Below are 247 nucleotides of genomic sequence, written 5' to 3'. Positions count from 1 at the left end.
CTTTCTGCATCAGGCATGCCAGAAGGTACAACTGGAGGATATACAGTTCCAAGACCGAAATCCCCCACAGAAAGGATGCCCCCAGAAGCGCTGTATGCATCCCTTGTAGCACTACTTCCCAAACCGAGGTTTGCGCGGGCGGTCGCTTTATTGGCAACGTCGTTAAGGTTCTGGCTCTTGTTCAGCATATTATCAGCAAGATATTTCCATGACGGGCCGGTGAATGCTGAACCATCAGGAAGATTGA

General features: G+C 50.2%; 1 pseudogene. It reads right to left on the bottom strand.

Annotated elements, in window-relative coordinates:
* A pseudogene (locus MUA00_RS00035) lies at positions 1–247 on the bottom strand (hypothetical protein); the annotation flags it as partial.

The sequence above is a fragment of the Dryocola boscaweniae genome (assembly GCF_025215095.1).
GTDB classification, from domain to species: Bacteria; Pseudomonadota; Gammaproteobacteria; order Enterobacterales; family Enterobacteriaceae; genus Dryocola; species Dryocola boscaweniae.
This window is presented reverse-complemented; position numbering and strand designations above follow the sequence as displayed.